24 protein-coding genes and 1 other annotated feature are annotated in these 25850 nt (G+C 43.0%); of the genes, 18 read left to right on the top strand and 6 right to left on the bottom strand.

Annotated features, from left to right (window positions below):
- Nucleotides 1–142 precede the first annotated feature (142 nt).
- From AEQ18_RS15055 to AEQ18_RS15025, 8 genes are all read left to right on the top strand, one after another.
- Complete coding sequence (locus AEQ18_RS15055) at nucleotides 143–796, top strand: redox-sensing transcriptional repressor Rex (protein ID WP_054117177.1); 654 nt, start codon at nucleotides 143–145, stop codon at nucleotides 794–796.
- A gap of 65 nt (nucleotides 797–861) precedes the next feature.
- Nucleotides 862–1353, top strand: a complete 492-nt coding sequence (tpx, locus tag AEQ18_RS15050) for a thiol peroxidase (protein WP_054117176.1) — start codon at nucleotides 862–864, stop codon at nucleotides 1351–1353.
- Between the two features lie 55 nt (nucleotides 1354–1408).
- Nucleotides 1409–1622 (top strand) — a binding site (T-box leader).
- Nucleotides 1623–1761: 139 nt separating this feature from the next.
- On the top strand, nucleotides 1762–4401 hold the full coding sequence (locus AEQ18_RS15045) for a valine--tRNA ligase (protein WP_054117175.1): 2640 nt from the start codon (nucleotides 1762–1764) through the stop codon (nucleotides 4399–4401).
- A 156-nt stretch (nucleotides 4402–4557) separates the two neighbouring features.
- A complete protein-coding gene (locus AEQ18_RS15040) occupies nucleotides 4558–5871 on the top strand; it encodes a bifunctional folylpolyglutamate synthase/dihydrofolate synthase (RefSeq protein ID WP_054117174.1) in 1314 nt (437 codons plus the stop codon).
- Nucleotides 5864–6538, top strand: coding sequence for an HAD family hydrolase (locus AEQ18_RS15035; protein ID WP_054117173.1), 675 nt, complete (start codon nucleotides 5864–5866; stop codon nucleotides 6536–6538). The genes AEQ18_RS15040 and AEQ18_RS15035 overlap by 8 nt, the downstream gene beginning before the upstream one ends.
- A gap of 71 nt (nucleotides 6539–6609) precedes the next feature.
- The gene (gene radC, locus AEQ18_RS15030; RefSeq protein ID WP_054117172.1) at nucleotides 6610–7290 is read left to right on the top strand and encodes a RadC family protein; all 681 of its coding nucleotides are present in this window, start codon (nucleotides 6610–6612) and stop codon (nucleotides 7288–7290) included.
- 8 nt (nucleotides 7291–7298) lie between these two features.
- Nucleotides 7299–7433: a hypothetical protein gene (locus AEQ18_RS16020; protein WP_268760959.1), complete on the top strand. Its 135-nt coding sequence runs from the start codon at nucleotides 7299–7301 to the stop codon at nucleotides 7431–7433.
- Nucleotides 7434–7669: 236 nt separating this feature from the next.
- Nucleotides 7670–7870: a cold-shock protein gene (locus AEQ18_RS15025; protein WP_005225155.1), complete on the top strand. Its 201-nt coding sequence runs from the start codon at nucleotides 7670–7672 to the stop codon at nucleotides 7868–7870.
- A gap of 55 nt (nucleotides 7871–7925) precedes the next feature.
- Here the strand turns inward: AEQ18_RS15025 and AEQ18_RS15020 are convergent, their stop codons facing one another.
- Entirely contained in the window at nucleotides 7926–8258 is a 333-nt protein-coding gene (locus AEQ18_RS15020; protein ID WP_054117171.1) for a helix-turn-helix domain-containing protein, read from the bottom strand.
- Between the two features lie 160 nt (nucleotides 8259–8418).
- On the opposite strand from AEQ18_RS15020, the gene AEQ18_RS15015 reads away from it, so the two are divergent.
- The 6 genes from AEQ18_RS15015 to AEQ18_RS14990 all read left to right on the top strand — a co-directional run bounded on the left by AEQ18_RS15015 (nucleotide 8419) and on the right by AEQ18_RS14990 (nucleotide 15901).
- Entirely contained in the window at nucleotides 8419–8664 is a 246-nt protein-coding gene (locus AEQ18_RS15015; RefSeq protein WP_054117170.1) for a helix-turn-helix transcriptional regulator, read from the top strand.
- 117 nt (nucleotides 8665–8781) lie between these two features.
- Nucleotides 8782–9639: an ABC transporter permease gene (locus tag AEQ18_RS15010; RefSeq protein ID WP_235505564.1), complete on the top strand. Its 858-nt coding sequence runs from the start codon at nucleotides 8782–8784 to the stop codon at nucleotides 9637–9639.
- An 11-nt stretch (nucleotides 9640–9650) separates the two neighbouring features.
- Entirely contained in the window at nucleotides 9651–10544 is an 894-nt protein-coding gene (locus tag AEQ18_RS15005; protein ID WP_054117169.1) for a carbohydrate ABC transporter permease, read from the top strand.
- Between the two features lie 23 nt (nucleotides 10545–10567).
- Entirely contained in the window at nucleotides 10568–11173 is a 606-nt protein-coding gene (locus AEQ18_RS15000) for a DUF624 domain-containing protein (protein WP_054117168.1), read from the top strand.
- Nucleotides 11174–11214: 41 nt separating this feature from the next.
- On the top strand, nucleotides 11215–12759 hold the full coding sequence (locus AEQ18_RS14995) for an extracellular solute-binding protein (protein ID WP_054117167.1): 1545 nt from the start codon (nucleotides 11215–11217) through the stop codon (nucleotides 12757–12759).
- 70 nt (nucleotides 12760–12829) lie between these two features.
- On the top strand, nucleotides 12830–15901 hold the full coding sequence (locus tag AEQ18_RS14990) for an alpha-mannosidase (protein ID WP_054117166.1): 3072 nt from the start codon (nucleotides 12830–12832) through the stop codon (nucleotides 15899–15901).
- A 63-nt stretch (nucleotides 15902–15964) separates the two neighbouring features.
- Here AEQ18_RS14990 and rnjA read toward each other — a convergent pair whose 3' ends face one another.
- Both rnjA and AEQ18_RS14980 read right to left on the bottom strand, forming a co-directional pair.
- The gene (gene rnjA, locus AEQ18_RS14985; protein ID WP_054117165.1) at nucleotides 15965–17641 is read right to left on the bottom strand and encodes a ribonuclease J1; all 1677 of its coding nucleotides are present in this window, start codon (nucleotides 17639–17641) and stop codon (nucleotides 15965–15967) included.
- 1 nt (nucleotide 17642) lies between these two features.
- Nucleotides 17643–17855, bottom strand: coding sequence for a DNA-directed RNA polymerase subunit epsilon (locus AEQ18_RS14980; protein WP_054117164.1), 213 nt, complete (start codon nucleotides 17853–17855; stop codon nucleotides 17643–17645).
- 399 nt (nucleotides 17856–18254) lie between these two features.
- Between AEQ18_RS14980 and AEQ18_RS14975 the strand changes: the two genes are divergently transcribed.
- From AEQ18_RS14975 to AEQ18_RS14965, 3 genes are all read left to right on the top strand, one after another.
- Nucleotides 18255–19988 (top strand): ABC transporter ATP-binding protein, encoded by a 1734-nt coding sequence (locus tag AEQ18_RS14975; protein WP_054117163.1) that lies wholly within the window; start codon nucleotides 18255–18257, stop codon nucleotides 19986–19988.
- Nucleotides 19985–21742 carry an ABC transporter ATP-binding protein gene (locus AEQ18_RS14970; RefSeq protein ID WP_054117162.1) on the top strand — a complete coding sequence of 586 codons (1758 nt, stop codon included), beginning with the start codon at nucleotides 19985–19987 and terminating at the stop codon, nucleotides 21740–21742. The genes AEQ18_RS14975 and AEQ18_RS14970 overlap by 4 nt, the downstream gene beginning before the upstream one ends.
- Nucleotides 21743–21877: 135 nt before the next feature.
- Nucleotides 21878–22426 carry a gamma carbonic anhydrase family protein gene (locus AEQ18_RS14965; RefSeq protein ID WP_082348673.1) on the top strand — a complete coding sequence of 183 codons (549 nt, stop codon included), beginning with the start codon at nucleotides 21878–21880 and terminating at the stop codon, nucleotides 22424–22426.
- Nucleotides 22427–22518: 92 nt separating this feature from the next.
- Here the strand turns inward: AEQ18_RS14965 and AEQ18_RS14960 are convergent, their stop codons facing one another.
- The 3 genes from AEQ18_RS14960 to clpP all read right to left on the bottom strand — a co-directional run bounded on the left by AEQ18_RS14960 (nucleotide 22519) and on the right by clpP (nucleotide 25147).
- Nucleotides 22519–23892 (bottom strand): MATE family efflux transporter, encoded by a 1374-nt coding sequence (locus AEQ18_RS14960; RefSeq protein WP_054117161.1) that lies wholly within the window; start codon nucleotides 23890–23892, stop codon nucleotides 22519–22521.
- A gap of 75 nt (nucleotides 23893–23967) precedes the next feature.
- The gene (locus AEQ18_RS14955; RefSeq protein ID WP_054117160.1) at nucleotides 23968–24387 is read right to left on the bottom strand and encodes a MarR family winged helix-turn-helix transcriptional regulator; all 420 of its coding nucleotides are present in this window, start codon (nucleotides 24385–24387) and stop codon (nucleotides 23968–23970) included.
- 169 nt (nucleotides 24388–24556) lie between these two features.
- Nucleotides 24557–25147, bottom strand: a complete 591-nt coding sequence (gene clpP, locus AEQ18_RS14950; RefSeq protein WP_054117159.1) for an ATP-dependent Clp endopeptidase proteolytic subunit ClpP — start codon at nucleotides 25145–25147, stop codon at nucleotides 24557–24559.
- 177 nt (nucleotides 25148–25324) lie between these two features.
- Here clpP and AEQ18_RS14945 point away from each other — a divergent pair, with 177 nt between their 5' ends.
- Nucleotides 25325–25843 carry a hypothetical protein gene (locus AEQ18_RS14945; RefSeq protein ID WP_054117158.1) on the top strand — a complete coding sequence of 173 codons (519 nt, stop codon included), beginning with the start codon at nucleotides 25325–25327 and terminating at the stop codon, nucleotides 25841–25843.
- Nucleotides 25844–25850 lie beyond the last annotated feature (7 nt).

The raw sequence follows: 25850 nt of genomic DNA, 5'->3' as shown, positions 1-25850 counted from the left end.
AAACAGCGAAATGCTGGAAGCCTGCACGCCGTTTATCGGACGTGTAGGCTTTTTAGCGGGAAAGTTTGTGAATAATTTCTTGCTATTCAAATTTCAACGTGCTACACTCGATATGTGAATGATTTAACAAGGAGGTAGGATGATGGAGTTCTTAAGAGAAAAGAAATTGCCCAAAGCAACGGCCAAACGATTGCCAGCGTATTTAAGGCACTTAAAACTTCTGGATGCTACTGGTGTCCAACGAATCAAATCAAAAGAATTTGCGGAGATTACACAAGTTCCATCTGCAACGATTCGTCGCGACTTTTCTCACTTAGGTGAATTAGGCCGCAGCGGATATGGCTATGATGTTCCATACTTGATCGAGGTATTGAGTCATATTCTTGAAACCAACGAAGAAAAGAAAATTGCCTTGATTGGCTTCGGGAATTTAGGCAAAGCTTTGGCCAATAACAATTTCCGCCGCAACGAAAATTTGTCCGTATCCGCGGTCTTTGACAATGACCCATCTATCGTTGGCCAAACGATCGGCGATCAGTATGTATACGGCATGGACCAATTGGCAGCAACCGTGCAAGAAAAAGGCATCACAGTCGCCATTTCGACAGTTCCTAGCCGCTATTCGCAACACGCGATCGATGCCATCGTCGATGCCGGCATCACAGCAATATTAAACTTTGCACCTGATCCGGTCGTCGTACCGAAAGCCGTGAATATCCAATATATTGATTTAACCACTGAATTACAGACATTGATCTTTTTTGACACGACCTATTCACAAAAAACGAAGGTTTGAGCAAATCCTTTTCGTTTTCGCTGATTCTTCCTTATACTGGGAGAAAACGCAATAGGAGAGATGATATGCAAGTGACACGTAAAGGAACTGTCTATGAGGTGCCAGGTGATCAACCACGAGTGGGGGATATCGCCCATGATTTTCGTTTGAAGAGTTTAGATGATACAGAATACACGCTGGCTAGTTTTTTAGGAAAAGCAACCATCATCAGTGTGGTTCCTGATATCGATACGCGGGTGTGTGCCCTGCAAACCAAGCGCTTTAATCAAGAAGCCAGCCAAATAGATGATATTCATTTCGTAACGATTTCAAATAATACCAAAGAAGAACAAGAGAACTGGTGCGGCAAAGAAGGTGTCGATATGATCGTTTTACACGATCCAGCGAATACGTTCGGTGAAGCATACCACATCATGATCCCAGAATTTGGCCATTTCGCCCGTGCGATCTTTGTCTTAGATGCAGATGGTGTTATCCGTCACGTTGAGATTGTCCCAGAAATTGCCCAAGAACCGGATTACAACGCAGCAATTGAAGCAGCCAAAGCAAACCGCTGATTGACTTTTCACAAGCTTCATTGTAGAATGAGTCAAGATGAAACAAGAATGACATAACAAGACAAGGTTCAAGAGGAGTATTTGTTGCCCTGGTGTGTAGAGAAAAGTCGGTTGGTGCAAGACTTTCCCAGAAACAAAGAAGGTAGCTTGAAGGTCTTTGATCTGAAGATCAGGTTGATCCAAGGACAAACGCGTCGTGACCGTTAACTCACGTCAAAGTGGCAGAGAAATCTGCAATTTAGGTGGTACCGCGTATCAGCGCCCTAAATGCCTCGGCATTTAGGGTGCTTTTTGCTGTATACGGTATGGTGATGATCTTTAGTGGCAAGAGGAATGCCTCTGAAAGCAACAGCCTTTGAACAACAGCACAACTTGCAGCATCAAGTAAGCCAAACAGGAGGAATCTCAATGACAGAGGAATTATCAACCAAATACAATCCCCAAGAAGTTGAAGCCGGACGCTATCAAAACTGGCTTGATCATGACCGCTTTAAACCAAGCGGCAATCCAGAAGCCAAACCCTATTCGATCGTGATCCCGCCACCAAACGTAACAGGAAAATTACATTTAGGCCATGCTTGGGATACAACATTGCAAGATATCATCATTCGCCAAAAACGGATGCAAGGCTTTGACACCTTATGGCTGCCAGGAATGGATCATGCGGGGATCGCAACCCAAGCCAAAGTTGAAGAAAAATTGAGAGAACAAGGCATTTCTCGCTATGATCTAGGTCGGGAAAAATTTATTGAGCAAGTCTGGGACTGGAAAGAAGAATATGCAGGCCATATTCGCGAGCAATGGGCCAAAATGGGCTTGTCTTTGGATTACAGTCGTGAACGCTTCACGCTGGATGACGGTTTGTCAGAAGCAGTCCGCAAAGTCTTTGTGACTTTATATGAGAAAGAATTGATCTATCGTGGGGAGTATATCATCAACTGGGATCCCCAAGCACGGACAGCTTTATCTGATATTGAAGTGATCCATAAAGACATCGAAGGCGCCTTTTATCATATGTCTTATGAATTGGCAGACGGTAGTGGTGTTGTTGAGATCGCTACGACTCGACCAGAAACAATGTTAGGAGATACAGCCATTGCTGTACATCCAGATGATGTGCGTTACCAAGATTTGATCGGTAAGATGGTGATTTTGCCATTGGTCAATAAAGAAATTCCAATCATAGCCGATACGTATGTGGATCAAGAATTTGGAACAGGTGTGGTGAAAATCACCCCAGCACATGATCCAAATGACTTTGAGGTAGGTAACCGCCATGACTTGCCAAGAGTCAATGTGATGAATGAAGACGGCTCAATGAACGATTTAGCGGGAGCTTATGCGGGCATGGATCGTTTTGCCGCTAGAAAACAAATCGTCAAAGACTTAGATGCACTAGGCCGTTTGATCAAAATCGAAAAAATGGTCCACAGTGTGGGTCACTCAGAGCGTACTGGGGTTGTCGTAGAACCTAGACTATCCACGCAATGGTTTGTGAAAATGGCGCCTCTTGCCAAACAAGCAATCGACAATCAAGGAACGGAAGACGCAGTGGAATTCTATCCGCCACGTTTCAATCAAACGTTTTTACGTTGGATGGATAATGTCCACGATTGGGTCATTTCTCGTCAACTATGGTGGGGCCACCAAATTCCAGCATGGTATCATAAAGAAACAGGCGAGATGTATGTTGGCTTAGAAGCACCAGAAGATGCAGAGAATTGGCAACAAGATCCTGACGTCTTAGATACTTGGTTCAGTTCAGCATTGTGGCCATTTTCAACCATGGGTTGGCCAGATGAGCAAAGCGCAGATTATCAACGCTACTTCCCAACCAATACGTTGGTTACAGGCTATGATATTATTGCTTTCTGGGTTAGCCGGATGATATTCCAAAGTTTGGAATTCACAGGCAAACGCCCTTTTGAGAATGTCTTGATCCATGGGTTGATTCGTGATGAACAAGGCCGCAAAATGAGCAAATCATTGGGCAACGGGATCGATCCGATGGAAGTCATTGAAAAATATGGTGCCGATGCCTTACGTTGGTTCTTATCGAATGGGTCTGCCCCTGGGCAAGATGTCCGTTTCAGTTATGAAAAAATGGATGCTGCTTGGAACTTCATCAACAAAATCTGGAATGCTTCTCGGTTTGTCTTGATGAATGTGGAAGGGATGACAGTAACAGATATCGATTTTTCTGGTGAAAAATCTGTCGCTGATCGTTGGATCTTGACCCGTCTAAATGAAACCATCGAAAAAGTCACTGAATTATTTGAACGGTTCGAGTTTGGTGAAGCTGGTCGTCAATTATATAACTTTATCTGGGATGATTTCTGTGATTGGTATATCGAAATGTCCAAAGAAACGTTGTATGGCGATAACGAAGTGGCCAAACAGGTCAACAAGAGCATTTTGGTTCATGTTCTTGACCAAATTCTTCGCTTGCTGCATCCAATCATGCCATTTGTGACGGAAGAAATTTGGAGCAAATTACCGCATACCGGTGAATCCCTCGTCGTAGCGGATTATCCAGTAGTGGCACCAGAATGGTCCGATGACAAAGCGGCCCACGGGATGGAAGTCTTGAAAGAGTTGATTCGTTCAGTCCGCAACATTCGTGCGGAAGTCAACACGCCATTGTCCAAACCAATCACGCTATTGATCCAAACGAACGATCAAACCGTAGAAGAGTTTTTGATCAACAACAAAAATTATATCGAGCGCTTCTGTAATCCGGAAGAATTGGTGATTTCCAATGAACTGGATGCGCCAGAGCTTGCAATGTCCGCGATTTTGACCGGGGCGACGATTTACTTGCCGCTGGCAGGCTTGATCAATATCGAAGAAGAAATCAGCCGATTGGCAAAAGAATTGGATAAATATAACCAAGAAGTCAAACGCGTTCAAGGCAAATTATCGAATGAGCGCTTTGTGGCCAATGCCCCTGAAGACGTGGTTGCGCAAGAACGCAGTAAAGAAGCGGATTACCTTGAGAAGAAACAACAAGTGCAAGAACGAATCGAACAATTACGGACGATTCAATAAGCAAGACCAAGTATTGGCAGCATGGATGATCATGATGTAAAGAAGAGAACAGCTAGAAATTTGAGCTGTTCTTTTTTTTAAGCTAAATAACAAAGATGAGGAGAGAGATTAGGCATGCCCTTCATTTTTTGTTAAAATAAACATGAGGTGAATGAGATGACAAGCGAAGAAGCAATTGCATGGATCCATGGACGTTTAACATTTGGTATCAGGCCAGGATTACGCCGTGTTGAGGCGTTATTGAAGCGACTAGGCAATCCTGAGAAAGAAGTAGCCATGATCCATATCGCTGGAACCAATGGGAAAGGATCAACCGTTAGTTATTTGCGTAGTTTATTAGAAGAAAACGGTCTGCATGTTGGGACATTTACGTCTCCGCATATCGAGTCTTTCAATGAACGGATCGAAATCAATGGCACCTTTATTTCAGATGAAGATTTGGTTGGCTGGGTGGAACGGGTACAACCCATCGTCGTGCAAATGGATGCAGAAGAAGATGTGACTGGTATCACGCAATTTGAAATCATTACGGCGATCGCGTTGGGGTACTTTGCTGAACAGAAAGTCGATGTTGCTTTGATCGAAGTCGGTCTTGGAGGCCTGTTGGATAGTACCAATGTGATCACACCGATTCTGACGGCGATTACGACGATTGGGATGGATCATATGGATGTTCTAGGGGATACCGTTGAAGCAATTGCTGCCCATAAAGCGGGGATCGTCAAACCAGGCGTCCCGTTGGTGACAGGGAACATCTCAGAGCCGGCATTATCCGTGATCGATGCCAAAGCCAAAGAAAACAATGCCGCGACCTATCATATGGGAGAAGGCTATCAAGTCAAGTACCGTCACCCTGATCCATCATGGGGGGAAGTATTTGATTTTGAAAATGAGCAAGGCAAGATCAAACACTTGATCACGCCGATGTTGGGCCGCCATCAACCAGAAAATGCGGGTGTGGCGATTCAATTGTATGCATTATATTGTGCGCAGCAACAGGTGCCATTTACAGCCAAAAATGTCCGCAATGGCTTAAAAAAAGCCCACTGGCCTGCACGGATGGAGAAACTAAGTCAGGAACCATTGGTGATTTTGGATGGGGCCCATAACACCCATGCAATGACACGATTGGTGGATACGATGAAGGAAGAGTTCGGTGACTATCGGATCCATATCCTTTTTTCTGCTTTAGAAACCAAGAATATCTCGGAAATGCTAGAACAACTATTGCAAATCCCCCAGGCAGATATTTATATGACCACCTTTGATTTTCCCAAAGCAGTGAACTTAGCTGCTGGGTATCAAGAAATCGATTCAAAAAGAATCTCAACGGTGTCATTATGGCAATTTGGATTAGCTGAGTTATTAGAAAAAATGACCAATGAAGACTTATTGTTAGTCACAGGTTCGTTATATTTTGTTTCAGAGGTAAGAGAATTATTACGATCAATAGGAGGAAGCAATGACTAAACTGCAAGGTATGATTTTCGATATGGATGGCTTGTTATTTGATACAGAATGGCTTTATTATCAGGCAACGCAAGTGGTGGCGGATGAAATGGGGATCCCATATAGCAAAGATCTTTATCTGGCCTACGTCGGTGTATCTGATGAAGAAGTTTGGGCGGCCTATCACACACGTTTTGACTCGGAATTTGGGCAGGATACGGTGGATCGTTTCATTCAATCGGCATTTGATCGAACGGTGACTATGTTCAGACAAGGGACAGCAGAATTGAAACCAGGGGTGCATGAGATATTGCGTTTCTTAGATGAGCAGCAGATTCCCAGGGTTTTGGCGTCCAGCAATCAGCGGGCAGTCATCGATACCTTACTAGAGGCTGCTGATTTAACAGCTGAATTTCCAACAATCGTCTGTTTTGATGATGTGACGAAAGCCAAACCAGATCCTGAAATTTTTGAAAAAGCCCAACAGATCCTTGATGTGCCGAAAGAGTCCTTGGTTATCTTAGAAGATTCAGCCAATGGGATCCATGCCGCGCATCGTGCGGGGATCTCGGTCATCATGATTCCTGATTTGATCGCGCCAACAACGATCATTGAAGAAAAAGTATTGACGATTTTGCCTTCTTTGACGGAAGTTCCTGAGTTTCTGACAAAAGCTTACACAGTATAAACCTGACAGCAACGACTATTCTCTCCTCCTTTGCGTATTTCTATTTTAGAAAACCGCAAAGGAGTTTTTTTATGAATAAAACCATTATTCCGCAAAGTTCTTATCCCCGTGAGCGGATGTTGCAATATGGGGTGGATGCCCTTTCCAATCAAGAACTATTGGCTATCTTGCTGCGCACAGGTGCCCATCCGCTGAATGTACTTGAACTAGCCGGTACGATTTTGAACCGCTTTGAGGATATCTATGAGCTCAAGCAGGTGACCCTGGATGAATTACAAGAAATTCGGGGTGTTGGACAGATCAAAGCCATCGAGATCAAGGCGATGATCGAATTGGGCGGCCGCATCCAGCGGGCAGGACAGCCGAAGTATGGCAAAGTCAACTCTAGTATGGATATCGCGAAACACATGATGCAAGAGCTGAAAGATTTTCGCCAAGAACATTTGCTTTGTCTGTATCTGAATACCAAAAACGAGATCATTCAAAAAAAGACCTTGTTCATCGGTTCGCTGAATCAATCGATTGCGCATCCCAGAGAGATCTTTCATGGCGCGGTCCGCTGCAGTGCTGCTCGAGTTATCGCGGTCCACAATCATCCAAGCGGCAGTCCACAACCGAGTGAGGCTGATTTGGCTTTTACCCGGCGTTTGATGAAATGCGGTGAGATCATGGGGATCGATTTGCTTGATCATCTGATCATTGGTGACAATGCTTATGTAAGCTTGCGGGAAGAAGGGCTGTGGGAGGAATAAGGGTTTATGTGGATTTTGAGAAAGTGGTAGAACTAGATCAACTGACTGTCCGCAGCAAGGAACAGAAGGACAAGCTGGGCAAGTACCGATTATTGTTGATGATCGGACAACGGTTCTTTACAATGGGGGATATCTTTGGCTAACCCTATAAAAACAACGATTTCTTCTTGCAATACTGTTTAGATAGGTCAAAAAAGAAAAAAGATTAAAAATCAGCGAGAAAGAATTAATCTTCTGTCTTGCAAAAAAATATCTTCAAGTGTAAAATATTATTGTAATTTTGTTTGCAGTATAGATGTTGAAACGTAAGGGACACCTCTATCGCACAAAAGCAACGTTACACACAATTAAGTGCTGATGCACGAGGAGGTTTTTTTTAATGGAACAAGGTACAGTTAAATGGTTCAATGCTGAAAAAGGGTTTGGTTTTATCTCTCGCGAAGACGGTACAGATGTATTTGTACATTTCTCAGCTATCCAAGGTGAAGGATTCAAAACTTTAGAAGAAGGTCAAGCAGTGACTTTCGACGTTGAAGATTCAGATCGCGGACCACAAGCAGTGAACGTAAACAAAGCATAAGACTTGTTTATCATTGCTTTTGTGTACGATCGATATCAAAAGCCCAAAAGACCATCTAGTCGATGGTCTTTTTTTTGTCGGATTTATTTTTTAGATAATCAATAAAAGATAAAATCTCTTTGACATCCTCATCAGCAAATGTATCATCAATGATTTCAGCGACCAGTGTCCCATTTTTCGAATAGGATTTCTGGGGACTTCTGCCTAAAAGAAAATCGGTGGAAACCCCGAATAAATCGGCTAAGATACGTAAGGTATTAAAGTCAGGTTCTCTTTTGCCTAGCTCGTAGGCTGTATAGGCAGGGCGAGTAATGCCGATTCGTTCTGCTACTTCTTGCTGTGTAAAATTATTTTTAAGGCGTAATTCTTTAATGATATATCGAAACATAACGACACCTTCTTTCACAGTGATAGTAACATAATGTTACGATTAAAAAAAGATTATTGCTAGTTGCTTTCTGTTACATTGATGATGTTGACAAGTAACGATTGGTTACATATAATGTGAAGTGTGTCATATCGTTACAAATCTAGAGAGGAGTTATAGAATGAGAAAATGGTTGGTTGAAATAAGAGAGGAAAGGGGACTTACGCAAGAAGAGGCGGCCAATAAATCTGATATCGAACGATCATACTACAATATGATCGAACGGGGAAAACGAAGACCTAGTGTAGAAGTTGCGCAAAAAATCGGTTTGGCATTGCACTTTGATTGGACTTATTTTTTTGAAGATGATGTAACGGAAAGACACGTTCACGTAACCTATAAATCGAATGGAAGAGAGGAGAATTAGATGGCACTACCTGCTGCAGGGAGAAAGAACGAACACATACCACCCCATAAGCAAAACATCCAGAACAATATATCTTTGCTCTGGAAGGATGTAAAAAAACACAAATGGCTATATGTCATGTTGCTCATTCCCATTGTATTTGTATTGATTTGGAATTATTGGCCGATGTACGGTGTGGTCATTGCTTTTAAAGATTATTCGCCGGCATTTGGGATTTTAGGTAGTCCATGGGTTGGCTTGAAACATTTCGAGCGTTTCTTTGCTTCCTATTTTTTTGTTGATATCATCGTGAATACCTTAAGGTTAAGCTTATATAGTTTATTGGTAGGTGTTCCTTTACCGATTATCCTCGCTCTTTTGTTTCATGAGTTGAACCGCAAATGGTTCAAGAGCAGTGTCCAAACGATCTCTTATATTCCTAACTTTATTTCAGTTGTAGTCGTGATAGGGATGGTTCAATTCTTTTTCTCTACGCAAGATGGGATGATCAATATGCTATTGCAGATAATGGGATTTGACGCGATTGATTTCCTGGGAAGTCCGAGCTGGTTTCCGCACATATATGTTTGGTCCGGTGTGTGGCAAGGTGTCGGCTGGGGAACGCTCATTTATACAGCTGCCATGTCTGGTATATCACCCGATCAATATGAAGCCGCTTACTTAGATGGCGCTTCTCGTTTTCACTGTATCCGGCACATCACGATTCCTTCGATTATGCCAACCATTGTGATTTCAACGATTCTGGCCACAGGGAGTATCTTGTCTGTTGGATTTGAAAAAACTTTTTTATTGCAGAATGCTGCCAATCTCGCGACTTCCGAGGTTCTTTCTACCTATACCTACAAAATGGGTATTATTAATGGAGAATATAGTTTTTCTGCAGCTGTGGGTTTATTTAACAATGTGATCAACTTCATTGTTTTATTTACCGTCAATAAAATTGCACAAAAAACCAGTGAATCTAGTTTGTGGTAGGAGGAGATTCAATGAAGTATGCGACATCAAAAGGGGATAAAATATTTGATGTATTGAACATTACGTTAGTGGTGATAATCTCACTGATTATCTTATATCCGCTTATCTTTGTGGTCAATGCCTCCTTTAGCGATCCGACACGTATTTATGAAGTGCCCCTACTGCTTTATCCCAGAGGATTCAATATCGAAGGATACAAAGAGGTACTCAAAAGTTCTGATATATGGACCGGTTTTAAGAATGCCGTCATCTACACCGTGTTGGGAACGGTTATTAACCTCGTGGTTACGACGATTGCGGCGTATCCATTGTCTCGTCCAGGCTTGAGGGGGAAGAAGTATATCACACTGTTCTTTACGGTGACGATGTTCTTTAGTGGCGGACTGATCCCAACCTATCTCGCCAATCAGCAGCTAGGACTCGTGAATACGATATGGGTGATGATTTTACCAGGGGCGTTAGGTGTCTACAACATGATTCTGATGCGTACCTTCTTTAGTCAAAACATTCCCAACGATTTAATTGAAAGCGCTTATATAGATGGTGCCAATGATTTATGGCTGCTTTGGAAAGTAGTGTTGCCGTTAGCTACCCCGATCATTGCAGTCATGGCGATGTTTTATGGGGTAGGGCGTTGGAACGCTTATTTTGATGCCCTGATTTATTTACAAGATCGAGCAAAATACCCATTGCAAATCATTTTGCGGGAAATTTTGGTTCAAGGTCAGTTTGGACAAGATATGAATCAAGTGATTGCGGGGAGTGCAGAATCTGAACTGCTGATGTTAAAGATGACACTTAAGTATAGTGTGGTCATCGTATCCAGTTTACCAGTGCTCTTATTTTATCCAGTCGTAGCGAAATATTTTGAAAAAGGAATCCTAGTTGGTTCAATCAAAGGATGAGTACTGCTTAAGGAGGTGACGCTATGGTAGTGAATAAATTTGCAGAGGGGTGTGACTGGCTCTTTTATTTGATGCGATTAAATATTTTGTGGCTGCGGTATAGTCTATTCGGCGGTGTGTTTTTCAGCTTGATACCAGCAACCGTCACCGTCTATGATTGTCTGCGCAAGTTAATGATTGAACAAAACGCTTCTCAAGTATCCATCATGTATCGAACCTATTATCGATGCAACAGACCTAGATATAAGCAGACGAGCATATACGTTTTTCTCATGATCGTGGTCATACTATTTATGTTTAAATTTTTGGGCACGTATCCATCGCCGCCTTTCTTATTTGAATTTACTCTAAGGAGTCATTTATTTCTATGGCTGTTGCTGTCGATCGTTTTCTTTCCTGTTCATGCCTATTTCAGATTGTCGGCTGCAAAAATGGTTTTACAACCTTTAGCGTTTATCTTTATTTGTCCCATCCAAACGCTAGGCAGTGTGCTGATCATCGGGGGAACGTTGACGGTCTATCAGTTGTTTCCGTTAATTGGTATTTGTCTGGGGATCGCGCTGCCGGCTTATGGGATTAGTCGCCTGTTTTTTAAAAAGTTCATCGACATGCAAGAAAGATTTTTTTAATCGATTGTTCAGAATTTATACCACATAAAGGAGATGAAATAATGAAAAAATGTTTACTTTTTGTATTGCCAATCTTATTCGTCCTTGCAGCTTGTCAATCAGGGGAAGAAACTGCAGATGTGACGGGTGAGGAAACAAAGACGATTCGTTTAATGAGAAGCGACTTTACCGATGTTCGCCCCAAAAGTGAAGATTTATGGATGTGGCAAGAATATGAGAAGATGTCTGGCATCAAAGTGGAATGGGAGGAAGTCAAGGAATTTGGTGAAAAGAAAAACTTGATCTTGTCAGGGGATTTACCTGATGCATTTTATCAAACTGGATGGAGCAATGATGAAATCGTGAAGTATGGAAAGCAGGGACTCTTTATTCCATTGGAAGATTTGATTGCGGAACATGCACCGAACCTGCAGAAGATTTTTGAGGAACACCCTGATGTCAAAAAGACATTAACTGCGCCAGATGGTCATATATATTCCCTGCCCTATATGGCATTAGACCCAATGAGTGGTGGGCGGACAGTGCGCCTATATATCAATCAGCCTTGGCTAGACGAGTTGTCGTTAGATGTACCAAGGACTACAGAAGAATTGAAAACCGTTTTGGCTGCCTTTGTGGCGAGTGATGAGAGTCGGGAAGGCTATTATATGCCGAGTGGACAAATCGCTAGTGGTTTAGAACGGATGATTATGGCCGCATATGGTTTGGGAACCGGTGGCCGTCAAGCAATGGGGAATATGATTTTTGTGGATGACAATGATGCGCTGCAATTAACGATCAATCATGAGCGGATGAAAGAAGTTTGGCAGTATATGCGAGAATTGTATGCGGAAGGTTTAGTATCACAACAATCTTTTGCCGGGGTCGATGACGACAAGTGGCGTGCAGATGCTGCGCAAGACAAGGTTGGCTTATTTCAATGGGTAGATCCTGATTTCATTGGTCCTTTTGGTCCTGAAACCTACACCCCAATCAATGTGCTTGAAGGTCCATATGGAGACAAAACGTTATTTACAGAGCCGGCTGTGGCTGGAGGGGCCTCTTTTATCATCACAAAAGATGCACCCGATCCTGCATTGCTACTAGAATGGGCTGACTTTTTCTATAGTCCAGAAGGGCAGATTTTTGCTTATCTTGGTGAAGAAGGCGTGACATATGAATTGGACGAAGAAGGACGAATGGTCTATGTTGAAGAGATTCTTAACTATCAAAATGGGCCGCAATTAGGCGCCTTTCAATGGGTCGACAATGTCTACGGCGGCTATTTCCCTTATGCTGAATTGGATCAAGAGATCCGGGATGTTGCTTTTGGAAAAGAACCAGTCATCTATGATGATGTCAAAGAGGAATATATGCCTAAGTATATGCTGCCACATTTTATGGCAACAGAAGAGGAAGCGGCAGAAATGTCAACGATCTCCACGGATATTTCAACTTTTGTGGAACAATCACGGGTGAAGTTTGTGACGGGAGAGTGGGATTTGGCGCAAGATTGGGACAATTACGTCGCACAACTTGATCGTGTAGGTGCACAACGTTTATTAGAAATCAGACGCCAACAATTCGACCGCTTCATGGCAGAGTGACCACAGGCCTGGTGTGTGTGAAGCATTAGGATGAAGGATTCGGAAGAAACCCACATAAGGAGAAAAATCTATGAAGATGTTCTTGCAAGAAGAAAAACTGCAGAGGCGGATCGCTGAATTAGCCTATTTACGCTATAAAAATAAACGCAATATTTCAACGTGGCAGGTTCAAGAAGATGTGTCAAAAACCGAAAAGATACCGCCACAACATTGTTCGGACAAAACAGACATGCACATAGGTGATATTTGGCAAGGACGCGACCACTACTTGTGGTTGCAAGCAGAAGTGATGTTGCCTAAAGAATGTAATGTTTGTTTCTTTGACTTTGGGAAAACTGGTGGGGGTGGGAACTCTGGGTTTGAAGCACTCCTCTATATTGACGGCCTGCCAGTACAAGGTATAGATTCAAACCACAAAGAATATATCTTACGACCATCAGAAGTTGGCAGAAAAGTAACCCTTTCTTTGAAGCTATGGTCTGGTTTAGAAGGGGGCGGCGAACCACGGGTGTTGACCCATACCTTAAATCAAGCCTTCTTTGGCGAGCTGGATCATGACACCAATGCATTTTATACGGTGTCTAAAATGCTGCTTGAAGCCTATCAGCAACTTGCAGAAGATCATGAGGTGAAATACCAACTATTAGGTGTGCTGACTGACGCATGGAGATTGGTGGATTGGCGAATGAAAGGAAGTGATGCTTTCTATGAAAGCATTACGCTGGCGCATCAATATGTGACAGAGCAGCTGCACATATTGCCAAAAAATGATGTGATCCATGTGACTGCGATTGGCCATACCCATATTGATCTGGCTTGGTTATGGAGAATCAAACATACGCAAGAGAAAGCTATCCGAAGCTTTTCGACGGTCTTAAAATTGATGGAAGAATATCCAGAATATGTCTTTTTACAATCACAGCCCCAATTATATCAATGGATCAAAGAAGAAGCGCCAGCACTCTATCGTCAGATACAATCAAGGGCAAAGGAAGGTCGATGGGAAGTAGAAGGTGCTATGTGGGTGGAAGCAGATTGTAATATTCCAAATGGCGAATCATTGATCAGACAAATATTGTATGGGAAAAAATTTATTCGTGAGGAATTTGGGCATGAAAGTACCTATTTGTGGTTGCCAGATGTTTTTGGTTATTCCTGGGCCTTACCGCAAATCCTCAAAAAGAGTGGGATCAAAACCTTTATGACAACAAAGATCAGTTGGAATCAATACAATCGCATGCCCAATGATACGTTTATGTGGAAAGGGATGGATGGATCAGAAATATTGACACATTTCATTACAACGCCTGTCCCAGGCGGAAGAAGTTGGACTGAGAAGTCAAATTGGTTCTATACCTATAATGGTACGTTAACGCCGGAAACAGTAATGGGGGTATATCGCGCCTATCAAAACAAAGCGCTGAATCAGCGGTTGCTGGTCTCTTATGGACATGGTGATGGCGGCGGGGGCGTGACAAGAGAAATGCTAGATAACCGACGCCATATGGCAGAGATTCCTGGATTGCCGCAGCTCACTACGGGAAGAGCGGGTGATTTTTTTGCGGATTTGCATCAGACGGTCAAACAAAAGCCAAGCCATTTACCTATTTGGGATGGCGAATTGTATTTAGAGTACCATCGCGGTACGTATACCTCTCAAGCTTACATCAAACGAATGAATCGTTTCTTTGAGATCCAATTGCGGGAGCTTGAAGTTTTGTATAGTTTTCAATCGATCAATCAGGGAACTGACTATCCCCACGATAGACTTGAGGATTTATGGAAGAATGTCTTGAAGAATCAATTTCATGATATCATTCCTGGTTCTTCGATTGCAGAAGTGTATGAGGATTATCGAGAGGATGCAGCGACATGCTTAGCAGAAATCACGCGCTTGCAAGAACACTTAGACAGCTCAGACGCACCACTCAGCCTGGTTAATACCGCTGGGTGGCCGAGAAAGAGTCTAGTCAAAACCAATAGCGCCAATTCTCGTCCGCAGAATCATTTGTGTATGGGGGATGCGTGCTATAGTTTGCATCAATTGGCTCCGTTGGAAAGGGCTGCTTACACTGACAGCATCTGCATATTGCCAAAAGAAATGACAGCCAGTATCAAAGGCAATACAGCTGAAACGACGTTTTACGTGTTGGAATGGAACGATCAAGGACAATTGATTCGTCTATTTGATAAAGAAAGTCAAAAAGAGGTATTCAAAGGGAAAGGAAATGTCTTCCAATTGTTTGAAGACAAACCGATCAATTTTGACGCATGGGATATTGATTTGTTTTATCAAGAAAAAATGACAGAAATCAGCGGAGGATCCTTACAGCTCAAAGAGAATAACCCGTTATTTGCTGTCCTAACTTTTACAGCATCTTTTGGTCAATCAAAGATATCGCAAGACATCTTTTTATATGCACATACCAAACGTACCGATTATGTGACTGAAGTCGACTGGCAGGAAAGGCAACAATTGTTGAAAGTCAAATTTGATGTCAATATCCGTGCAACAGAAGCAGTTTTTGATGTGCAGCATGGGAATGTCAAACGCCCAACGCATTGGAACACGAGTTGGGATATGGCGAAATTTGAAACGGTAGGTCATCAGTGGGCGGATCTCTCGCAAACCAATTACGGTGTGGCATTGTTGAACAACTGCAAATACGGGTATGATATCAAAGGCAATCAGATGCGTCTTTCTTTACTGAAAGGTGCAATCTATCCAGATCCTGGAGCAGATCTCGGGTTGCATCAATTTACGTATAGTTTGTTCCCGCACAATGGAGATTTTGTAACGGGAAAAGTGGTGGAAGAAGCATGGGAAATCAATGCGCCTTTATCCCCAGTGCAAGTGAGTGATGACAGATTCCCCTTCACGTTGACAGCTGAGGATGCGGTCGTAGTGGATGCTTTCAAACAAGCAGAAGACAAAGATGGGTGGATTTTACGCTGTTATGACCATATCGGCGCAGATCGGCAATTTGAATTGACGTACACGGGAGAAGGACAAATCCTTTGGCAAGAGACAGATATGATGGAGAGACCACTCGAAGCACTGCAAAGCGGTTCGCTTGTCCTTCATTTGACCCCTTACGAAGTAAAGACAATCAAAATCAAAGTTGTTGACCACGCGCACTAACGACGCATAAGTCCCAAAAAAGCACTTGCCTTCTTCAACAGGCAAGTGCTTTTGTATGTTTGATTATTCGTCTGGCGTCATGATCATAGATAGAATCATTGGGTGACGCTCGGTTTTTTCAAAAAGGAATGGTTGCAGGGCAGCTGACATCGCTTCTCGAAGTTTGTGCTCTGTTGGATCTGCTTGGTTCAACACTTCTCGTAAAGCGCGGAAGAGGATTTGCTGCGCCTCGTTGATCATTTCACCAGATTCACGCATGTAAACGAACCCGCGGGATAAAATGTCTGGACCAGCCGACACTTCTTTTTTGGCAATATCGACTGTGGCAACCGCCAAGACTAGGCCTTCTTCAGACAGGATGCGGCGGTCTCTTAAGACCACATTGCCGATGTCACCAATACCACTGCCGTCTACATAGACGTCACTCGCATTGAAGTGACCAGCAGGTCTGGCGCTATCTGCAGTTAAAGCCAGCATGTCGCCATTTTCCATAATAAAGCAGTTTTCTTTTGGTACCCCTGTATCTTGCGCCAGTTGGGTATGGATATTCAACATCCGAAACTCGCCATGGACAGGCATAAAGTATTTCGGTTTCATTAAACGCAACATCAATTTTTGTTCTTCTTGGCCACCGTGACCAGAAGTATGGATATTGTTTAGTTTGCCATGGATCACATTGGCGCCTGCTTCTAATAGCAAATTGATCAATTGATTGACGCTTGTTGTATTCCCTGGAATTGGTGAACTTGAGAAGATCACTGTATCATCAGGATGCACCTGGATCTGACGATGGGTTCCATTGGCGATCCGGCTTAAGGCCGCCATAGGTTCCCCTTGAGAACCGGTACAAAGAATCATGGTTTCATTTGCTGGTAAGCGATTGATCTCGTGTGATTCAACAAATGTCCCGTCAGGTACTTTGATGTAGCCTAAACGCTGACCATTGACAATCGCATTTTCCATACTGCGCCCGAAAACAGCGATTTTGCGGCCAGTGGCAACAGCAGCATCAGCAGCTTGTTGCAGACGGAATATGTTTGAAGCAAAGCTGGCGAAAATAATACGGCCATCGATTTTTTCGAAAATTTTCAAAATCGAGCTGCCAATCGTTTTCTCCGACTTGGTAAATGTCGGGATTTCCGCATTGGTACTATCTGACAGCAGACAAAGGACGCCTTCTTCGCCGATGCGTGCCATTTTGTGCAGATTTGCTGGTTCGCCCACTGGTGTGAAATCAAACTTGAAGTCACCAGTTGCGACGATATTTCCAGAAGGTGTTTTCACAACGACACCTAGCGCATCAGGGATACTGTGGGTCGTACGGAAAAAGCTGATCGATGTTTTGCGGAAACGAATCACGGTATCTTCATTGATTTCGTGTAATTCTGCATCTCGCAACAAACCATGTTCATCCAATTTGTTGGTGATCAAGGCTAACGCCAAAGGTCCAGCATAGATTGGAATATTGGCTTCTCGAAGTAAATAAGGGATGCCGCCAATATGGTCTTCGTGACCATGGGTGACGATCAAGCCTTTGACTTTTGGTAAGTTTTGGACGATATAGCTGTAATCAGAAATCACATAGTCGATTCCAAGTAATTCATCTTCGGGGAACTTGATTCCCGCATCAATTAAAATGATTTCATCTTGAAATTGAACCCCATAACAGTTTTTTCCGATTTCGCCAAGTCCACCGACACCAAAAACGCCGGTTTCATTGTTTTTAAGAGAAACTTTCATCTTAAAACTCCGCTAATTTGAAATCAGCGTTTTCTTTTTCGTAAGCTAAATGTTTTTCATCTAATTCTTGAACGAATTCGATGTTGTATGGGGTGTTTTGTTCTACTTGGCGACGTGCAATCACTGCATCGTCTGCTTCAATGTATAAAGATTGGGTTTGTTCTCTTTTTGGGTTGCGGTCTTTTGTTTCTTGGTAATAAATTTTGTAAATCATATATTTTCTCCTTTATCTGCGTCTAGGCAGTAGTTTATTAGCTTGATGTATTCGCGGCATCACAAAATCGAGGTCCAAAGAAAGTGACCTAATGAAAGCTCATAGAGCTGCTGCATGCTTTTTTCAGACAGTGATTGTGAGAAAAAAGAGAAAGCCTCGTCTTTGCTTTCCGAATGTTGTCGCATAAATTCACCGGGTTTGTAATCGTTCCACTACAAGTATCCCTAGTGTAGCACAGAAAAAGGAATAAGTATAGAATCACGTTAGCGTGAAAAGGCTTACTGAAACAAAATGAAAGACTTAAAATGAGAAGTTGCTCTTTTTTGCAAGGATTCACGTTACATTCGAAATATTCCTATGCTATAGTAAAATCAATGGATTAAAAAAGGAGGGAATTTTTTGAAATTAATGTGGCATTACACGATGAGAAATAAGAAACTCCTTATGTTGAATTTCATCTGTGTCTTTGGGTTTATTTTGATCGAACTAGGGCTGCCTACGCTATTGGCGCGCATGATCGATGTTGGTATGGCAAATGGGGATCGCGACTATATTTGGAAGATGGGCGCGGCAATGGTGGCGATCACACTGATTGGGATCGTGATGAATATCATGCTGGGCTATTTCACCTCACGGATCACAACGAACATTGTAGCGGATATTCGAGATGATCTTTTTGAGAAAGTGCAAGGGTATTCCCACACGGAGTATGAAAAAATCGGGGTCTCATCGTTGATCACGCGGGTGACCAACGATGCCTATCAAATCATGTTGTTTATGCAAAGTATTTTGCGGACCGGATTGATGACACCGATGATGTTTATCGTCAGTTTGTATATGGTCATGCGGACGAGCACAAGATTGGGTCTTTATGTTTTGGGGGCCTTGCCGATCTTGCTGATTGCAGTCGTGGCGATTGCCAAACTGTCAGAACCGTTATCTACCAAGCAGCAAGCCAACTTAGATAAAATCAATGGTATCTTACGTGAGAACCTTTCTGGGCTGAGAGTGATTCGGGCATTCGTCAATGAAAAATTTGAAGAATCTCGTTTCAGTAAAGTCAACCAAGCCTATGCATCAAGTTCTCGCAGCTTGTTTCGTTTGATGGCAAGTGCACAGCCAGGCTTTTTCTTTTTGTTCAATATCGTGATGATTTTGATCATTTGGACGGGAAGTATTCAAATCGATCAAGGTCAATTGCAAGTTGGTGATTTGATTGCCTTTATCGAATATATTTTCCACGCCTTGTTCTCATTTATGTTGTTTGCGACGGTCTTTACCATGTATCCTAGAGCAGCGGTTTCTGCGCGGCGGATTCAAGAAGCGTTAGATGCGACTTCTGAAATCAAAGAACCTGCACAACCTGTGACAGAAACCAAGACGAAAGGCTATCTTGAATTCAAACAGGTGACTTTTGCCTATCCTGGTCATGCGCAAAGCCCAGTGATCCGCGATGTAAGTTTTACAGCATCGCCAGGGGAAACGGTCGCCTTTATAGGCAGTACCGGATCTGGGAAGTCAACATTGATTCAATTGATTCCCCGTTTTTATGATGTTAGTCAAGGAGAAGTGCTCGTTGACGGCGTGGATGTTCGGGACTATTCTTTGTCAGCTTTGAGAAACAAAATCGGTTATATTCCACAAAAAGCCTTGCTCTTTACAGGGACGATCGCGGATAACTTGCGGTATGGCAAAGAAGATGCGACCCAAGAAGATCTAGATCGAGCGGCAGAAATTGCCCAAGCAGCTGATTTCATTGCGAGAACACCAGATGGGTTCAACGCTGAATTAGCCGAAGGCGGGTCAAATTTCTCTGGCGGACAGAAACAACGGCTCGCAATTGCCAGAGCAGTGATACGTCGTCCTGATATTTATATTTTTGATGATAGTTTTTCGGCATTGGATTATCAAACAGATGCCAAATTGCGGGCGCGTCTCAAGAAAGAAACAACGGAATCAACAGTGTTGATCGTTGCCCAACGTGTTGGCACGATTATGCATGCGGATAAAATCATCGTCTTGAATGAAGGGGATGTTGTCGGTATGGGCACGCATAAAGAATTACTGCAGACTTGCTCTGTCTATTATGATATTGCAGCATCTCAGTTATCAGAGGAGGAGTTGGCGATATGAAAGCATTCTCTTCATTAAAACGGTTATGGCAGTACTTGAGACCGTATAAAGCAACGTTTACATTGGTCCTGATCTTCACAGTAGCAACCGTAGGATTCAATGCGGCCATGCCGTATGTATCTGGTTTGCCTACGACTGAGATCAGCCGCAATATAGCAGCTGGTGAAGGGGTCAATTTCGATTATATCATTGTCTGTTTGATATGGGTCGGCGTGGTGGGACTTGGCTATTGTGTCTCGCAATTGATGTCAGGATTATTGATCACGAATGTCGTCCAATCTGCTATGAAGGATTTGCGCCAAGATATTGATGAAAAAATCAACCGCTTGCCTGTGTCTTATTTTGACAAAAATCAGCAAGGGAATATCTTGTCCCGCGTCACCAATGATGTCGACGCCGTCAGCGGCGCGATGCAACAAGCGATGATCGGTATCGTGAATGCCTTCTTGAGTATTATTATGGCCGTATCGATGATGTTCTATATCAATTCATTGATGGCATTGATCTCACTGATCATGATTCCGTTGGCATTGATCATTTCACGGACGATCGTCAAAAAATCGCAAAAAGATTTCCAAGGCATGCAAAATGCCCTAGGCGATATGAATGGCTACGTACAGGAGAATATGACTGGGTTTAGTGTCTTGAAAGTCTATGGCCGAGAAAAGCAAACCTTGGAAGGATTCAAGAATGTCAATCATCAGCTGCGGTATTATGGTTTTCGTTCGGCCTTTGTTTCTGGCTTGATGATGCCGCTTGTGCAAATGACAGCGTACTTTACCTATATAGCGATGGCCGTCATGGGAAGTTTTTATGTGATCGGCGGTGTGATCGTGGTTGGGCAACTGCAAGCCTTCATTCAGTATATTTGGCAAGTCAGTCAACCTATGGGGAATATCACGCAATTGTCGTCGGTTTTACAAAGTGCATCAGCTGCGGCAACCCGGGTGTTTGAGATTTTGGACGAAGCGGAAGAACCAGTCAATCAAACGGACATTGCTTTACCAGAAACGATCAATGGTGATGTGACTTTCGAACACGTTGGCTTTGCGTATGATCCGAAGAAACCTTTGATCAAAGATCTGAATTTTGAAGTCAAAGCAGGTCAAATGGTAGCCATCGTTGGCCCAACCGGGGCAGGCAAAACGACCTTGATCAATTTGTTGATGCGATTTTATGATGTCAATGAAGGAGCAATCAAAATCGACGGTATTGATACCAAGAAAATGGCGCGGCACGATGTCCGTTCGCTTTTTGGGATGGTTTTGCAAGATGCTTGGTTATACGAAGGTACGATTGGCGACAATATTCGTTTTGGAAAGCTTGATGCCACAGATTACGAGGTAGTAGATGCAGCCAAAACGGCGAACGTTGACCACTTTATCCGCACGATGCCAGATGGCTATGAGATGTTCATCAATTCTGAAGGGGACAATGTTTCCTTAGGACAGAAACAGTTGTTGACGATTGCGCGTGCAGTGATCTCAGATCCGAAGATCTTGATCCTAGACGAAGCAACCAGTTCTGTGGATACTCGGCTAGAAGCCCTGATCCAAAAAGCAATGGATAAAGTCATGGAAGGGCGAACGAGTTTCGTCATTGCTCATCGACTGTCTACGATTCGAGAGGCCGATTTGATTTTGGTGATGGATCAAGGATCGATCATTGAAAAAGGCAATCATGAGACATTATTGGCAGCTGGCGGTTTCTACAGTCAACTGTATCAAAGCCAATTTTCAGAAGAAGCCGAATAAAAGAGTGCCTGAGGGCGCTCTTTTTTTTAGTTGATCGTGGATACCAGAATAGGTCGAGCAACCGTACATGGCTTCGCCATCCGTAATGGTATAGTATAGATAGAGGATATTGTACAGAAAGGATAGACGTGTGTAATGATGAAAGACAAACAGACAAATGAGGACGGAAACAAACGACAAGAACGAGAAACAGAAGCGATACCCAATTTTGTCGCAAGAAATGCGACAGTGGTTGGTGACGTGTCATTGGGTGCAGAAAGTACCGTGTGGTTTCAAGCGGTGATCCGCGGTGATGCCAATTGGATCAAGATCGGTGACCGAACCAACATCCAAGATGGTACGATCATTCATGTTGACCATGATGCCCCAACGATCATCGGGGATGATGTGACAGTTGGTCATCAGTGTATGCTGCATGGCTGTACCATCAAGCAAGGGGCTTTGATCGGTATGAGTTCGATCATCTTGAATCATGCAGTGATCGGTGAAAACAGCCTGATTGGTGCGGGATCTTTGGTGACACAAGGCACGATCATTCCACCAAACGTCTTGGCCTTTGGCCGCCCAGCCAAAGTGATCAGACCACTGACTGAAGAAGAAATCGCCAAAAATAAAGCCAATATTGCCCACTATGTGGACCTAGGGGCGCAATACAAAGCGGGAAAATACGAACCCATTATATGAAGCGTCTGCTTCGGGGATCAAAAGGCTGGTTGACTGCTGTGATGCACAAAAAGATGATGGCAAGATCGTCTTTTTGTGTTGCTGACAGCCATTTATTGGTCTGTTGCTGGCGTATGTGCAACCAATGCCCCTGTTTGGAGCTTTTTCAAATAAGGGATCATAAGTAAAGAACCAACGAGAAAGGTAATCCCTTCTGTCACAGTCATAGACCAAATCAATCCATTCAATCCGTAAAAGTGGTGGAGAAGCAAGACGACAGGAATAAAGAATGTGCCTTGGATCATAGCCATCGTACCGGTTTCCTTCCCAAGACCAGAGGCTTGGAAGATACCAGTGAATAAGCCGGAAAACCCATTGAATACAGAGGAAAGCAATTGCGCACTTAATACCATCAATCCCGCGGAAAGTACGGCAGCATCTTTTGTAAAGAGCTGTAAAACCGGCAGCCGAAACAGATAGACAACAACGGAAAAACCAATTGAAATCAACCCAATCCATAGCGTAAGTTCTTTCAGAGCTTCTTTAAGTCGTTGGGTGTTTTTGGCTGAGAAGCTATAGGCAAACAAAGGAATCGCCCCAAGGAATAGACCCATGGTTAAAAACTCGGGCACTTGTGTCACGCGAACGGCGATGCCAAAACTGGCCACAACATCGTTGCCGTATTGGACAGCAAAGTTATTCAACAATAAACTAGTCACGATCATAAAGGCGGATTTGAAGATTTCTGAAACCCCAATTTTATAGATTTCTAGTTGGCCTTTGAATGATAGGCGCCATTCTTTTAGAAAGCCGCGAACGGTTTGACTTTTGGTTTCTAAAAACCAAATATAATAAGCCGTGGCAGCTAAATTGGCGATAATGACGGATAAGCCAGCGCCAACCACATGGAGATGACAGCCCAAAATCAACATGGCATCCAAGATAATATTGACGGCGACACTGATGAACATCCCATACATAGACTCTTTTGAAGCACCCTCTGCCCGCACAAATTGTTCTAGGGCAAAATTAAGGATCAATGCGAAGCCGCCGAAAAACAACAAGAGAACATATTGTTTCGTATAAGTGAAAGCAGCAGCATCTGCCCCTAACAGATGGACAATGGGATCAATGAAGAACCAAGCAGCTAATGCAAAAACGAGACCGAGAATGATCGACATGTAAAAAGAGTATCCTGCAGCTTTCTTACCAGTTGTTTGGTCGCCAGCTGCCAATAATCGGGTAATATATGTGCCAGCCCCTACGCCAAAGACATCCCCAACAGCCATAAAGACAATCGTGATAGGCAACCCCAAGGTCACTGCTGTCAGCATGTTTGTATCATGGACCAACCCTATAAAATAAGCATTGATCAAGTTGTAGACAGTCGTTGCTGAGATCCCGATCATCATCGGGATAGAAAGGTGAGCAATGGCTTTGCGAATGGGTGCTTCTTTTAAATAATAGACTGATGTTTCACTTTGCATAATAACGCATCCTTTTTTTGTTAGATTGTGTATAGTTAGATATCTAACTATGAGCGATAAGGGAAGAAACTCCCTTTAAATGGCATGATCGATCTTGGTTAGTAAACGGATCAATTGTGCTTGTTCATCCGCTGTTAGCGCGGCAAGCAAATCTTTTTCACTATCGATAAAGGCTTGATTGATTTCTGCAACGATCGCACGTCCTTTAGGCAATGAATAGATCATTTTTTGGCGTTCATTTTCCTTAGGGATTCGCCGTTCGATATAGCCTCGGCTTTCCAACCCCTGTAATAGACTCGTGATACTCGCACTTCTTCTTTGGAAAGCATCGGCCATCTCTTTTTGGATCAACCCATGGGACTCATGATCGATAATATAAGAAATAGCCCGCGCTTGTTGCTGCGTGATATCTAATTCTTTGAACTTTGCTTCCATCGCCCATTGTGACTTGATCATAATGGAACGCATCAAATGTGACACTTCAAGTTTGACCATCCAAATCCCTCCAACTGTTTTCTGTTAGATATCTAACTGTTCGATGGTTAATATATACCTGATTCACTCATCTGTCAATGAGAAAGTCATGGTTGCATAAAAAAAGCTGTTGCACCTTATAGAGGGCAACAGCCAATAAGATAGGGTCAAAACAGCAGACCGTTTCAGCTTATTTTAATTTATTTGATTCCATGATCTCGTCGATCAAACCGTAATCTTTGGCTTCTTGTGCAGTCATGAAGTTATCGCGGTCGGTATCTTTTTCGATGACTTCAATTGGTTGACCTGTACGTTCAGACAAGATTTTATTCAAGCGTTCACGGGTCAATAAGATGTGTTTCGCTGCAATCTCAATTTCAGTTGCTTGACCTTGCGCGCCACCTAATGGTTGGTGAATCATGATTTCTGCATTTGGCAAGGCAAACCGTTTGCCTTTTTCACCGGCTGTCAATAAGAATGAACCCATTGACGCAGCCATCCCCATGACGATCGTTTGCACATCCGCTTTGATGAAGTTCATGGTATCAAAGATCGCCAAGCCAGCAGTTACGCTGCCGCCAGGAGAGTTGATATACAAGTAGATATCTTTCTCAGAGTCTTGTGCATCTAAGAAAAGTAATTGGGCAATGATCGAGTTTGCTAAATCGTCTGTGACTTGGCCGCTCAGCATAATGATGCGGTCTTTCAATAGACGAGAGTAGATGTCGTACGCTCTTTCACCACGAGATGATTGTTCAATGACTGTAGGAATTAAATTCATGTTCGTCGTCCTCCTAAAAATCGATATAGATATAGTTTAGCATAAAGTTTTCGCAATATCTAAGAGATAGTATACCCATTAGGTCAATAAAGGTCAAATAAAAAGTTCGTTATCTTTTTTGTGGTTCTTTTAATTATGATACAATAAACGAAAGCGGTAAAGGAAGGGTCGAATAGAATGGCAGTAGCAATATCAGGATTTATTGGTGTCATCGTAGGTGCTATTTTAGTCACCATCATTTTTAATTTGAGAATACGTTATGAGGAACGCAAAGAAAAAAAACGGCGTTTGCTGGAACATAAAGTCAAAGAAATCGAAACATTGGTTTTGCTCAATCAAAAAATCAGCGAAATTTTACAAAAGCGGGTGATTTTGATGGATGCGTATGTGAGTTTCGATGCATTCGACGATTGCTATATCACGATTGATGATTTTGCGTATCTGCAATCATTTGCTGCACAAAATAGTTTTTATCTGCCCAATTATTTTTTGGAAGAATTTTTCAAAAAAATTGGCACCCGTCGTGTGATCTTGTCGCCAGATGAAACGGTGAAAATTGGCGGGTATACCTATAAGGGTGGACGAGTGATCATGGAGAATTTCTTAGACACATTAGTGGAAATGGTCAATGAACGCAAAAGTCAAATCAAGAATCTTACCAATGAACCGTTGACTTATTTTTCAAAAAGTCTTTGATCAACGC

It is taken from the genome of Enterococcus sp. RIT-PI-f (assembly GCF_001297065.1).
GTDB lineage: Bacteria > Bacillota > Bacilli > Lactobacillales > Enterococcaceae > Enterococcus_D.
This window is presented reverse-complemented; position numbering and strand designations above follow the sequence as displayed.